This is a genomic window from Dactylosporangium sp. NPDC051485 (assembly GCF_040682015.1).
Lineage (GTDB): Bacteria > Actinomycetota > Actinomycetes > Mycobacteriales > Micromonosporaceae > Dactylosporangium.
The window spans coordinates 1-12,582 of the sequence record NZ_JBFAZW010000187.1 but is presented as its reverse complement, the minus strand read 5'-3'; the positions used below and the strand labels follow the sequence as shown (position 1 = coordinate 12,582).

Below are 12,582 nucleotides of genomic sequence, written 5' to 3'. Positions count from 1 at the left end.
TAGATCCAAAACGATGGCCGCCACGCCAGTGGCGGCCATCGTTTAACACCAGTCACCTAGGGGGCGTATCAAAGTCTGTGCCATCAGCGCTGCTGGCCGCAGTATGTGTCGTTGCGGGTGTCTGGCTGAGCGCCACGTTGGGTAGTGTCGATGTGTGGCGGGGGCGGGGCCGCGGTGGCGGGGGCCGAATCGGGCGGTGCCGTGGCGGCACGAGGGTCCGGTGTCGGTGTTGCGTCTGCCGTTGGATGTGCGTGAGCCGCGGGTCAACGTGGGGCTGCAAGGAGCCCTGTCCGAGTCAACCGGAACCCACCACCCCGACCCCCACCAACACGGTGGGCGGTCGCGGCGGCCGCAGCCTGCCACCGGCCAGCACGGCCGGTGGCAGGGCGCTCGGCGAACCTTCGGAACGAGCCCTCGACAACCCCGGATGAGCCCCACCACACCAGTGGCCAGGACCACGCCGGAACGACGAGACGCACACTCCGAACTGTTGAACAAGCCCGGCATTACGACCGGACTTCGATACAGACCTTAGAGCAGGGTGCCGCCGGTGACGTCGATCCACTGGCCGGTGATCCAGCGGCTGTCGTGCGAGGCGAGGAAGGCCACCGTGTCGGCAACGTCCTGCGGGGTGCCGATGCGACCCATCGGCGATAGCGACGCCAGCCAGGCCAGCGCTTCCCCGACGAGCCGCCCCTGGTGCATGTCGGTGTCGATGACGCCGGGCGCCACGGTGTTCACGGTGATGGCCCGCGGCCCCAGCTGCTTGCCCAGCGTCGCGGTGAGCACGTCCATGGCGCTTTTGGACATGGCGTAGGCGATCGACCGTGACATCGACGAGCCGCGGGTCAGCATCGTGGAGATGTTGATGATGCGACCGCCGTCGCGCAGCCGGCGCAGGGCGTGCTGGGTGACGAAGAACGGGGCGGTCGTATTGACCGCGACGAGGTGGTCGAACGCGGCCCGGCTCACGTCCTGGATCTCGGCCTGATCGCCCAGGATTCCGGCGTTGTTGACCAGGATGTCGAGGCTGTCGGCCTGGGCGTCGAACCCGGCCCATAGCGTCTCGGCGGCACCGTCCACGCCGAATTCGGCGTGGACGGTGAACGCGTGGCCGCCGGATGCCTCGATCGCTGCGACGGTCTCCTTCGCCGCTGCCTCGTTGCTGCCGTAGTGCACGGCGACGCGGGCGCCGTCGCGGCCCAGCCGGGTCGCGATCGCCCGGCCGATGCCCCGGCTGCCGCCGGTCACCAGGGCCGTCTTGCCGGCAAGTGCGGTCATGTCTGGTACGCCTCTCGTGCGGTTTCGCTCAGGCCTGGTACGGCATGGTGGCTTTGGCGTCCTTGAGCGCCCGCGCCCACCAGGTGACCTGGTTGAGCAGGTTTTTGGCGGCGGTGGCGGGGCCGTGCGGGTCCTTGGGCCGGCCGTTGCCGTCGAACTGCTCCCAGGCGCCGTGGAAGCTGATCGTGTTCCGGGTGGTGACGGCGTGCAGCTCCGCGAAGACGAGGCGTAGGTGCTCCACGGCCCGCAGGCCGCCGGAGACTCCGCCGTAGGACACGAATGCCACCGGCTTGGCGTGGAACTGGGCGTTGTGCCAGTCGATGACGTTCTTCAGCGCACCTGGGTAGCTGTGGTTGTACTCCGGGGTGACTACGACGAAGGCGTCGGCGGCGTCCAGGCGCGGGGTCAGGCCACCGAGCGCCTGCAGCACGTGGTCCGGGGGCGACATCGTCGGGGCGGCCAAGCCGATCGGCACGTCGGCCAGGTCGACCAGATCGACCTGGACGTCGTCGCGGCCCTTGGCCTCGCCGACGAACCAGTTGGCGACGGTCGGGCCGAACCGTCCGTCGCGGACGCTGCCGATGATGACGGCCAGTTGCAGCCGGTGCTCAGACATGGCGCTCCTCGAGGGTGGGGGTGGACTCGGAACGGGTGGACTCAGGGGCGGCGCGGTCGCGCAGAGCGGTTTCGCGGATGAACCAGGCCAGCGCGAACGCGACGGCGCCGAGGGCCGCGCCGGCGGTGGCCATGCTGTGCACGCCGGCGGCGACGCCGGCGCGGATCGCGTCCTGGGCGACGCCGGGCAGCCGCTGGACGGCGTCGGCAGTCAGCTCGCCGCCGGAGAAGATGCGACCGGCCTGCTCGACGCCGAGGCGGTCATCGAGGGTGGCGGTCATCCGGCTGGTGTACAGGGCACCGAGCACGGCGGCGCCCAGCGAGGCGCCCATGGTGTGCCAGAGCGTGACCGAGCCGCTGGCCGCACCCATGTCGCGGGGCGGCGCGCTGTTGATCGTGATGATCGTGGTGCTTTGCATGATCAGGCCCACCCCGGCCCCGCCGAGCAGGGTGAGCGCCGAGGCGAAGGCCAGGTTGGTGTCCGGCTCAAGGGCGAGCAGCGCCAGCATGCCGACGGTCAACGCCGCACCGCCGAGGATCGCCAGGCGGCGGTACCGGCCGGTGCGGGAGATGAGCTGGCCGCTGCCGACCGAGACCGCGACCATGCCCAGCATCGCGGGCAGGATCAGCAGGCCACTCGCGGTCGGCGAGGCGCCCTTGGCCAGCTGCATGTACAGCGGCAGGAAGGCAGCGAAGACCATCATTGCGGCGCCGGCCGCCAGACGCAGGATCTGGGCCAGGGTGAAGCTGCGGTCGGCGAACAGCCGCAGCGGCACGATCGGCTCGGCGGCGCGCCGCTCCACCCGCAGGAAGACCGCCAACGCCACCACCGCGGCGGCGGCCAACCCCAGGGTCGGCGCCGAGGCCCAGGCGTACCGGGTGCCGGCCCAGCTCGCCAGCAGACTCAGCGCCACGAGCACGACGGTCAGCAGCAGCGCCCCCGCGGCGTCGATGCGTGCGGTGATCCGCCGTGGTTCCAGCCGGATCATGGTCGCGACGAGCAGCGCGGCGACGGTGCCGATCGGCAGGTTGATGTAGAAGGCCCACCGCCAACTCAGCTGCTCGGTGAACACGCCGCCGAGGAGGGGGCCGGCGATCAGGGCGACCGGCATGATCACGCCGAACACGCCCATGAGCCGGGCGCTCCGCCTGGGCGGCACGAGCTCGGCGATGAGCGCCAGGGCGCCGACCATGAGGCCGCCGCCGCCCAGGCCCTGAACCACCCGGAAGGCGATGAGCTGCCACATTCCCTGGGACATCCCGGCCAGCGCCGAGCCGAGCAGGAACAGCCCGATCGCCGACAGGTAGGCCGGCTTTCGCCCGATGAGGTCGCCGAGCTTGCCCCAGATCGGCGTCGCCGCGGCCATCGGGACCAGATAAGCGGTCATCACCTGGGAGAAGTCCTGCGCCCCACCCAGGTCGGCGACGATGACCGGCAACGCGGGCCCGAGCATCATCCCGTCGAGCGGGGCCGTGATCATGCCGAGAACCACCCCGACCACACCTACGTACAGACTTCGGCTCACGGCCCTCACTCCAATCGCGTACATCGTACTCGAAATGGACGCTAGCTATTCGAGTACGATGTACGCAAGAGAGGGTGGTGTGACGTGTCGGACACCAGCAACGTCAGCATCTGGATGCGTCCGGAACAGGTGCAGCGAGCCGGACCCGGCCGGCGCCCCGGCTACAGCCGGGCGCAGATCACCGCGACCGCCATCCGCATCGCCGATGCCGACGGCCTCGACGCCGCGACGATGCGCCGCATCGGCCAGGAGCTGGGCACCGGCGCGATGTCGCTGTACCGGTACGTGCCCAAACGCGACGACCTCATCGACCTCATGGTCGACGCCGTCGCCAGCGAGATCGAACTGCCCGACCGGCCCAGCGGCGACTGGCGCGCCGACCTGTCCCTGGTGGCGCACCAGACCCGCGCCGCCGGGTTTCGCCACCCCTGGCAGGTGACCCTTGCCCGGCGCCCCACCCTCGGCCCGAACTCCCTGCGCGTCTACGACTTCGCCCTCAGCGCCCTCGACGGATTCGGTCTGCACATCGACGCGATGACGACGCTGAACAGCATGGTGGCCAACTACGTCGACAGCGCCGTCCGCGACGAGATCGGCTGGCTGGAGCACGCGCGGCACACCGGCATGGACCGCAGCCAGTGGATGACCGAGTACGTCGGACCGTACGTCAACCAGGTGGTCGCGTCCGGCAAGTACCCGATGTTCAGCCGCAACATCCGCGAGGGCACGCTGTCGCACCAGCCGCCCGACGTGCGCTTCCAGTACGGCCTCGACTACGTCCTCAACGCCATCGCCGACGCCCTGCCCGGCCAGCCCATCCACCGGGCGCCCGACGCCGGCCCCACCACACCGGGTGGGTGCTGACCTCGTCCAGCGAGGGGCGGACCTCCCGGTCCCCCTTGCTCAGACGGTGATCACAACCTTGGCGCGGGCGTGGTCGATTTCGAGGTACCGCACCGCCTCCGCCGCCCGGTCCAGCGGAAAGGTCCGGTCGACGGCCGGCGTGATCTCGCCCGCCTCCAGGTGCTCCCGCAGCGTGGCCAGGCTGCGCGGGCTCGGCGGCACGTTCTCCAGCGGGACGATGCGCGGGTCGCGCAGCCGGGCCGCAAGGTTCGCCCGGATGACGAGCGCCATCGGGCCGACGAGGCTGGGCCGGCCGCCGCCGGACACCCCGCCGCCGGCGATCACCAGGCGGCCGTCCGCGGCCAGCACCCGGCGGCACGCGCGCAGCGAGCGGTTGCCGACCAGGTCGAGCAGCACGTCGTAGCGGCCGCCGGAGCGGGTGAAGTCCTCCCGCGTGTAGTCCACGACGTGATCGGCGCCGAGCTCGGCGACCAGTTCGGCGTTGCGGGTGCTGCACACGCCGGTCACGGTCGCGCCGAACACCTTGGCCAGCTGGACCGCGAACGTGCCGACCCCGCCGGAGGCGCCGTTGATGAGCACGTGCTGTCCGGGCCGTACTTTTCCGGCGTCGCGCAGCGCGGCCAGCGCCGTGGTCCCGGCGAGCGGGACGGCGGCGGCCTGGGCGAAGGTGAGCCCGGCGGGCTTGCGGGCCAGGTAGCCCAGGGGCACGCGGGCGTACTCCGCGAACGCCCCGTCGTCCTCGCGGAGGTCCCCGTAGACCTCGTCGCCGGGCGCGTACTCGGTGACGCCGGGCCCGACGGCCTCGACCACCCCCGCGAAGTCGCTGCCCCGCACGGGTCGTTTCGGCCCGCTCCGCCCGAAGCTGGACGGCATCGCGAGCCGGGCCAGCACGGGGTCCCCGCGCATGATGTGCCAGTCGCGGGCGTTGACGGCGGCGGCGCGGACCCGGACCAGCACCTCGCCCGCGGCGGGCGAGGGCCGGTCGACGTCACGCAGCCGGAGCATCTGCGATGAGCCGTAGCGTTGCTGAACGATCGCCTTCATGCCATCGATGGTGGGCGGGCCCGGGCGCCGGGACCTCCGTCCAAGGACCGGAGCCGTTGCGCACCTTCGGCGGCCGGAAGTCTGATGCGCTCCGGGAGTGGTCAGGCCCGGGGGAGGACCGCCGTGACCGTCCAGCCCCGCACCGGGCCGGGGCCGGCCTCGCAGGTGCCGCCGACCAGCCCGGCCCGCTCGATCATGCCGACCAGCCCGAAGCCGCCCGAGCCCGCGGCCCGGGCCGGCGCGGCCTCGCCGTCGTCGGTCACCCGCAGCCGCACCGACGACGCGTCCGCCTCGACGCTGACCTCGATCCGGGTCGCGTTGCGGGCGTGCCGGCGGGCATTGGTGACCGACTCCTGGGCCAGGCGGTAGATCGCCGTGCCGATCGGTGCCGGCAGGTCGTCGACGTCGCCCTCGACCACCACGTCGACCAGCGGCCCGAGCCGCTGCCGCCCGGCCAGTTCGTGCAGGTCGGCGACGCGCGGCGTCGGGGTCAGCCCGGCGGGCTCGTCGGCCCGCAGGACCCGCACGATGCCGCGCATCTCGGCCAGCGCCCGCGACGCCTCGGCCTCGATGAGGCGCAGCGCGTCGGTCGCCGCGTCGGGGTTCATCGGCGCGGTGGCCAGTCCCGCCTGGGCCCGGATGACCATCGCCGACACGTGGTGGGCGACGGTGTCGTGCAGGTCGCGGGCGAGCCGCTCGCGCTCCAGCAGCTTCGCCTGGTCCAGCTCCCGCTGCCGGGCCCTGGACCGGTACCGCACGGCGAGCCCGAGCGCGGTGACCGCGAAGAGGATCCCGAACCCGCCGACCGTGTCGGTCCAGCCGGTGTGCCCCATGAGCGGCGAGAAGACCAGCTTCGCGATGATGATCGCGCAGCCGGGGACGATCTGGCGGCCCCCGCCCCAGCGCGCCAGCGCGTAGGCGAGGAACAGCACGAACACGAACGCGTTGAGGCCCAGGTCGTGCCCGGTGACCAGCGGTCCGAGGCCGCACACCGCGAACGCGGCCCCGACCGCGGCGAGCGGATGGGTCCGCCGCCACAGCAGCGTCGGCACCACGGCCAGGGCGGCGGCGCCGGCGAACCAGCGCCAGGGCAGATCCGGCCGGGTCAGCACCTCGCAGACGACGGCCACCGCGAAGCCACCGACGAGGACCCAGTCGCGCCACACCCTGCGGGGCGGGTCGGTCGGGCCCGGCTCGTCCCACACGGAGCGCAGCAGACCGGGCATCCGCCCCATCGTATGGCCCACCGGGCCGCGCCGAATCCGACCAAAGTACGACGGCGGGATGCTGGGGTGTTTGTCCCCACTCCTGCCCGTAGGCACGATTGCCGCCCCCGTCATCGTCGCGGGAACCATGGTTATTGCCGTTCTGTGGCCTTTGGGTCGGTTTTGTCGTATTAGCCTGCAAGGGTGGGCGGATACCACCTCGGCATCGACTTCGGCACGGCGCGCACCGCCGCGGTGCTGGCCCGGCCCGACGGACGGCGCGAGCAGCTGCTGCTCGAGCCGTCCGCGGTGTGCCTGGACAACGCCCCGCACTTCGTCGCCGGGCTCGACGCCGTCGAGGCGGGTGCGGCCAACCCGGACCGCTTCGAGCCCAACCCGCGCCGCACCATCGACCGGGGCGCGGTCGTGCTCGGCGGTGTCGAGTGCCCGGTGCGCAGCCTGTTCGGCGCGGTGCTCGCGCACGTCGCGGCGGCCGCGCGGCGGGTCGTCGGCGGCCCGCTCGCCAGCGTCGCGCTCGCTCACCCGGCCGGCTGGCACCGGCCGCAGACCGCGGTGCTGGAGAAGGCGGCCGCACTCGTCGGCCTGCGCCCGCTGCGCCTGGTGCCGGAGCCCGTCGCCGCCGCGTTGCACGCCGACGAGACCGGCGCCCTGCCGCTGCCCGACGGCGCCTCGGTCGTGGTCGTCGACCTCGGCGCCGGTTCGGTCGACGCCGCCGTCGTGCTGCGCTCCGGCCGCACCTGCGGCGTGCTGTCCACCACCACCATCCCCGAGGCCGGCGGCCTGGCCCTCGACTCGGCCATCCTCGCCCACCTCGGCTCGACCTTCGCCCGCCGCAAGGTCTCCCGCTGGAGCCCCGACCGGGAGCTGCTGGAGGGCGCCCGCGAGGGCCGCGAGGAGCTGACGGTCGCCAAGTCGTCGATCATCCCCGTGCCCTGGTCGGCCTCCGGCACGGCGCTCACCCGCACCCAGTTCGAGGAGCTCGCCCGCCCGCCGCTACGGCGGGCCATGCAGGCCACCGCCGCGATGCTGGCCACCGCGGGCGTGTCCGACCTGGCCGGCGTGCTGCTCACCGGCGGGCTCGCGCACACCCCGCTCGTCACCGAGCTGCTGGTCGAGACGCTCGGCCTGCTGCCGGTACACCTGGACGGACCGATCGTCGCCGAGGGCGCCCTGCTGGCCGAGCCGTCGCCCGTGCCGAAGCGTCCCCGGTACGTCCCCGAGCCGTCGCCCTCAGCGCCTGAGCACGACTTCTGGGCCGCGCTGCAGGCCCCGCCCGTGGCCGAGCGCCCGGCCCCGACCGCGTCCCGGGGGCGGCCGCTGTTCCAGGCGCAGCCACGGCCGGAGCCGGAGGACCCGTGGGAGGCGCTGCGGCAGCAGGCGGCGCCCTCGCCCGCGGCGCCGGCCCGGCCGCGCACGACCCTGTACAGCGCCCGGACCCCGGCGACCCCGGCCGCGCCGGCGACTCCAGCCGTGCCAGCGACGCCAGCCGCCCCGGCGACTCCGGCCACGCCGGTCGCTGCGAAGGTTGTGTCGCCGCCGACCGTCACCGGCTACCAGGCGCCGGGCGGGCCGGTTCGCACCGGGTCGGCTCCGGTGGCGCCGCCGCCGGTCGCGCCGCCGCCTGTGGCCCCCTCGCCCACGGTCGCCACCGCGCAGCCCCGGCAGGTCCAGCTGGAGGCCTGGGAGATCCGGGCCGAGCTCTGGGCGCTGGGGCAGGACAAGCCGTGGAGGTTCGAGAGGGAACTCAACGCCATCCGGATGGAGTGCCGGGCGGCGGAGGCCGAGTACCGCGTGATGAAGGCCGACCTCTTCGCCACCGCGCGCGAGATCGTCGAGCTGCGCAGCGAGATGGACCTGGCCTCGACCGACCTGACCGCGGCCGGGATGGGCCTGCGCGCGTCGGGCGCGGAGCTGGACGAGTTCGAGGCCGAGCTCGACCTGATGGTGACGAAGTTCCGCACCCTGCTCCCGCCGCCGGAACCGTTGCCGGCCCCCGACCCCGCCCCGGCGGCCCCCCCGATGCTGCCGCCGGCGCCGGCCCCCGCCTCGGCGCCGGCCCCCGCCTCGGCCCCGGCCCCGGCCTCCGCTCCGGCCCCGGCCTCCGCTCCGGCCCCGGCCTCCGCTCCGGAGCCGGAACTCGCCGCGGAGCCGGGTCCCGTTGCGCAGCCAAGGCCCGTTTCGGAGCCGGACGTCCTCGCCAGCCTCCGGGCGATCATGAAGGACCGGGCGGAGGAGGCGTCAACCGGATCCCAACAGGACCAGTCCCAGGAGGCCCAGACCCGGGAGGGCGAAGCCGAAGCGGAGCCGCCGCGGAGCGAGGCGCCCAGGCGGGCCGAGCCGGAGGACGTCGAGGACTTCGGCGCGCTCGTACGGGTCGTGCGCCGCTACATGCAATCCGCCCGCCGCGGCTCCGTGGCCGAGCGCGACCTCCACGGCGACGAGGACGACCCCTACGGCGACCCGGGGGTCGAGCCGCCGCTGTCCGACGTGGCGGTCTCGCCCGCCCCGAAGTTCCCGGCGCCCAAGCTGACCCTCGCGGACCGTCCCCGCCAGGCCGCCGCGCGGGAGCGGCAGCAGCGCGGGTCGCGGTGGCGGCGGTCCAAGGCCCGGACCGAGCCGGAGACCGACGCACCGCGGCCGCACCGGCGCGCCCGCATGAGCCCGGCGGCCAGCGCGGCGATCACGCTGTTCGTCGCGCTGGTCGCGCTCGGTGGCGGCACGCTGGTCGCGCTCGAGCTGTCCGGGTCGCTGCCCGAGCGGCAGTTCGAGGTGGGGGAGTGCGTGGCGCAGACGGCCGATCGCGCGACGGTGGTCGACTGCAACGCCCGCGGCGCCTTCGAGATCACCGAGCAGGTTTCGCGCACGGACGGCTGCCCGGACAGGAACCAGCCGTTCGTCATCAAGGGCGAGGCCCTGTACTGCCTGGTTCCGGTCCGCCAGCAGCGGCCGTGACGCACCCCTTGGCGCTGCGCCGCGGTCCGGGTCGAACTGGACACCCGGGCCGGACGCGCACCGGCGGCAGGAGGAGACTCGAGCGATGGCAGTGACCATCGCGGACGTGGCCAAGCACGCCGGGGTGTCGCGCAGCACGGTCTCCTACGTGCTCAGCGGCAACCGGTCCATTTCCGCCGAGACGATCGCCCGGGTCGAGGCGAGCATCGCGGAGCTGCAGTTCCGCCCGCACGCCGGCGCCCGCTCGATCCGCACCAGGCGCACCGGCGTCATCGCCATGGCGCTGCCGCTCGTGCACGGGCCGCACAACCAGGTGCAGATGCCGTACGTGTGGGCGACCCTCACCGCTGCCCAGGACGCCGGCCTCAAGCTGCTCATGCTGACCGACGACGACGGCACGTCGGCGATCCGCGACGCCGTGGGCACCGCGCTGGTCGACGGCGTGATCCTCATGGAGGTACAGCAGAAGGATCCCCGGGCCGAGCTGCTGTGCTCGCTCAAGTGCCCCGCCGTGCTGGTCGGCACGCCGGACAACCCCTACGGCCTGCCGTACGTGGATTTCGACTTCGCCGCGTGCGGGCGCACGTCCGCCGCGTACCTGCTGGAGCGAGGGCACCGCCACGTCGGGTTCCTCGGCCAGCACCCGGAGACCTACCGTCGCGGGGCGGCCTACGCCGTGCACGCCCGCGACGGGGCCCTCGAAGCGCTGCGCGAGCAGGGTGCCGCGGCGACCTGGACGCCCTGCCTGCCCTCGGCCGGCGAGGTGCTCGACGCGCTGCGCGAGCTGCTCGGCCGCGACCCGGACATCAGCGGCATGGTCGTCTACAACGAGTGGGCGCTGCCGCTGGTCGTCGACCGGCTCGCGGGGCTGGGCCGGCCCGACGTCGACATCGTCGCCATCTGCCCCGACGATGCCGTCGACCGGCTCGCCAGGCCCGTCACCTCGGTGTCGCTGCCGGTCGAGGAACTCGCCCGCACCGCGGTGCAGCGCCTCGCCGGGCTGCTCAACAACGAGGTTCAGCCCTCGGCCACCATGCTGGGTCCAGTCCTCAAGGTTCGCTGAACCACCCCCGTGCGCGCCCCGGTCGGTCGTCGAATCAGTTCGAAGCTTTGGCTGCCCGGAGCCGGTCGCCGAGACCTGCGGATGGGGGGGGTGACCCGCACGAAGCTCGGGCAGGAACATGGCGCTGGACAGCGCCGACGTGCGCTACGGCACGGTTCTCTCGATCGCGGCTGGGCCGAGTTCGTCGAGCTCGGCCTGAGCCCGCTTGATGTTCTTCGGCGTCGGGTCATGCCCCTTGGCCTTGGCGAGGTCCTCCGCGGTCCACGCCTGGTCCGCGCCGGTGCGCGCTTCGTGCCGGCCGGCCGCGTCCACGGTGCGGGCCGCGGCCGGCGTCCCGGAGATGATCGGCTCGTTGTCGTCCATGCCACCCGCTCTACCCGCCTTCACCCCGGCTAAGCCTGCGCCACGGCCCGCCGGGAGCGCGAGCGCCGCCGTGTCCCGAGCATGCCCGCCGACCGCATCGGTGAGCTGCCTGAAGCCGGCCTCACGCGGGCCGCTGCCGACGCCGCCGAGGACGGCGGCGCCGGCGGCACGGTGGCCACGCGGTCGTCCAGCGCGTCCTCGGCGGGGACGAGCCCGGGGTGCCCGATGACGATCGGCGCGGTCCTGCGACCTCAGCGGCGGCCGCGGCTCGGGGGCGTGGACGGCGGCGGGGCCGACGGGCCCTGGTCCGGGGGCAGCACCGGCGCGCTCGGCATCGGCGAGACGCCCGTGCCGACGTCCTTGCTGCCGGTGTGCCGCGGCGGCCGGAACGAGATCTTCGGCTGGTTCACCTTGGCCAGCGCCGCGTCCATGAACCGGGCCCAGATCGGGCCGGGCCCCTTGCCACCGATCATGTTGTTGCCCTTGCTGTCCTTGATCGCCTCCTCGTTGCCCTTGTTGCCGATCCACACCGCGGCGGCTAGGCCGCGCGCGTTCTTGCTCGGGTCGTAGGGGGCGTAGCCGCCCATCCAGGCGTGCGCGTTGCCCTTCGTGGTGGTGCTGCCCAGCTGCCACGTGCCGGTCTTGCCGGCCAGCTGGTAGCCGTGCGGGGACTTCAGGTTGTAGTGCTCCGGCACGCCCCGCAGCACGGTGGCCAGGTCGTCGGCCATCTCCTCGGTGAAGCCCGGGATGCGCTTGGGGTTGATCACCTCGCCGTAGGTCTTCTTGCCGTCCTGCCACACCTCCTTGAGGAAGTGGGTCTGGACCGCCACGCCCCGGGCGGCGAAGGTGGCCAGGCCGCCGGCGTGCTCCAGGACCGTGATGGGGTACTGCCCGAAGCCGACCTCGTTGCCGAAGTATTTCGGCGAGACCGCGGCCCCGTCGTTCTTGACCAGGTCGATGCGCTGCGGCAGCGGCTGGCCCTGGATGGTGGCCCACATGTCGGTGATCCCGGCCGCCCGCGCGGTGTTGATGACGCGCGCCGCGCCCACCTCCAGCGTGATCGCGTAGAACGGCACGTTGAGCGACTGGACGGTGATCTCGTCGAGCGTGCACCACTTGCCCGAGCCGGAATGGCAATCGGGCTCCACGCCCTCGGTCGCGTTCTTGACCTGGTTCTTCAGCGCCGCGGTCCGGCCCGGGAAGTCCTGCGGCACGCCGTTCCAGTAGGAGTCGGTGCGGTAGCCGGCCATGAGCGCGGTGGCGAGGGTGTAGATCTTGAACGTCGAGCCCGGCGGGTGGCCGCCGCAGCAGCTTTCCTTGCCGTCGCCGCGCACCGGGTCGATGTAGTAGCCGGCGTAGTCGTTGCCGTTGCCGTTGTCGCCGCCGTAGTAGGCCTTCACCCCGCCCGTGCCCGGCTCGACCGCGACCAGCGCGGCCTGCAGGTTCGGCGGCATGGAGTTCATCAGCGAGTCCTTGTTGCGGCTGGCCTCGCGCACCGCGATCGGCTGGATGTCCTTGTCGATCGTGGTGACGATCTTCAGGCCGCCATTGGTGATCTTGTCGAAGTTCTTCTTGCCGTCCGCGTCGGTGTCCTCGTACAGCAACGCGCCCGTCTTCGGGTCGGTCAGCGCCGCGACCTCACCCAGCA

Annotated in this window: 10 protein-coding genes; 3 read left to right on the top strand and 7 right to left on the bottom strand. The window is 73.1% G+C overall.

Translation table 11 applies throughout. The annotated features are described in order from the left end of the window. Positions 1-531: 531 nt before the first annotated feature. The 3 genes from AB0M46_RS49455 to AB0M46_RS49445 are packed head-to-tail and all read right to left on the bottom strand — an operon-like array spanning position 532 to position 3,422. A complete protein-coding gene (locus tag AB0M46_RS49455) occupies positions 532-1,281 on the bottom strand; it encodes an SDR family oxidoreductase (protein ID WP_363348373.1) in 750 nt (249 codons plus the stop codon). A gap of 28 nt (positions 1,282-1,309) precedes the next feature. Beyond that, a complete protein-coding gene (locus AB0M46_RS49450) occupies positions 1,310-1,897 on the bottom strand; it encodes an NAD(P)H-dependent oxidoreductase (RefSeq protein WP_363348371.1) in 588 nt (195 codons plus the stop codon). Further along, on the bottom strand, positions 1,890-3,422 hold the full coding sequence (locus AB0M46_RS49445) for an MDR family MFS transporter (RefSeq protein ID WP_363348369.1): 1,533 nt from the start codon (positions 3,420-3,422) through the stop codon (positions 1,890-1,892). The genes AB0M46_RS49450 and AB0M46_RS49445 overlap by 8 nt, the downstream gene beginning before the upstream one ends. Positions 3,423-3,506: 84 nt before the next feature. Here AB0M46_RS49445 and AB0M46_RS49440 point away from each other — a divergent pair, with 84 nt between their 5' ends. Next, positions 3,507-4,286, top strand: a complete 780-nt coding sequence (locus AB0M46_RS49440) for a TetR/AcrR family transcriptional regulator (protein ID WP_363348367.1) — start codon at positions 3,507-3,509, stop codon at positions 4,284-4,286. 39 nt (positions 4,287-4,325) lie between these two features. Here the strand turns inward: AB0M46_RS49440 and AB0M46_RS49435 are convergent, their stop codons facing one another. Together AB0M46_RS49435 and AB0M46_RS49430 are read right to left on the bottom strand one after the other, a co-directional pair. Next, positions 4,326-5,330 (bottom strand): NAD(P)-dependent alcohol dehydrogenase, encoded by a 1,005-nt coding sequence (locus tag AB0M46_RS49435; RefSeq protein WP_363348365.1) that lies wholly within the window; start codon positions 5,328-5,330, stop codon positions 4,326-4,328. Positions 5,331-5,431: 101 nt separating this feature from the next. Next, complete coding sequence (locus tag AB0M46_RS49430; RefSeq protein WP_363348363.1) at positions 5,432-6,556, bottom strand: histidine kinase; 1,125 nt, start codon at positions 6,554-6,556, stop codon at positions 5,432-5,434. A gap of 183 nt (positions 6,557-6,739) precedes the next feature. Between AB0M46_RS49430 and AB0M46_RS49425 the strand changes: the two genes are divergently transcribed. Continuing rightward, entirely contained in the window at positions 6,740-9,508 is a 2,769-nt protein-coding gene (locus tag AB0M46_RS49425; RefSeq protein WP_363348361.1) for an Hsp70 family protein, read from the top strand. An 85-nt stretch (positions 9,509-9,593) separates the two neighbouring features. Continuing rightward, positions 9,594-10,571 carry a LacI family DNA-binding transcriptional regulator gene (locus tag AB0M46_RS49420; protein WP_363348359.1) on the top strand — a complete coding sequence of 326 codons (978 nt, stop codon included), beginning with the start codon at positions 9,594-9,596 and terminating at the stop codon, positions 10,569-10,571. Between the two features lie 144 nt (positions 10,572-10,715). Here the strand turns inward: AB0M46_RS49420 and AB0M46_RS49415 are convergent, their stop codons facing one another. Together AB0M46_RS49415 and AB0M46_RS49410 are read right to left on the bottom strand one after the other, a co-directional pair. Further along, a complete protein-coding gene (locus AB0M46_RS49415; protein WP_363348375.1) occupies positions 10,716-10,934 on the bottom strand; it encodes a hypothetical protein in 219 nt (72 codons plus the stop codon). A gap of 251 nt (positions 10,935-11,185) precedes the next feature. Continuing rightward, the coding region (locus tag AB0M46_RS49410; protein WP_363348357.1) for a penicillin-binding transpeptidase domain-containing protein at positions 11,186-12,582 on the bottom strand (1,397 nt) is incomplete at its 5' end.

Coding starts and splice junctions, on each gene's coding strand:
- AB0M46_RS49430 (WP_363348363.1), bottom strand. CDS start 6,556: ATGCCCGGTCTGCTGCGCTCCGTGTGGGACGAGCCGGGCCCGACCGAC.
- AB0M46_RS49455 (WP_363348373.1), bottom strand. CDS start 1,281: ATGACCGCACTTGCCGGCAAGACGGCCCTGGTGACCGGCGGCAGCCGG.
- AB0M46_RS49415 (WP_363348375.1), bottom strand. CDS start 10,934: ATGGACGACAACGAGCCGATCATCTCCGGGACGCCGGCCGCGGCCCGC.
- AB0M46_RS49420 (WP_363348359.1), top strand. CDS start 9,594: ATGGCAGTGACCATCGCGGACGTGGCCAAGCACGCCGGGGTGTCGCGC.
- AB0M46_RS49435 (WP_363348365.1), bottom strand. CDS start 5,330: ATGAAGGCGATCGTTCAGCAACGCTACGGCTCATCGCAGATGCTCCGG.
- AB0M46_RS49450 (WP_363348371.1), bottom strand. CDS start 1,897: ATGTCTGAGCACCGGCTGCAACTGGCCGTCATCATCGGCAGCGTCCGC.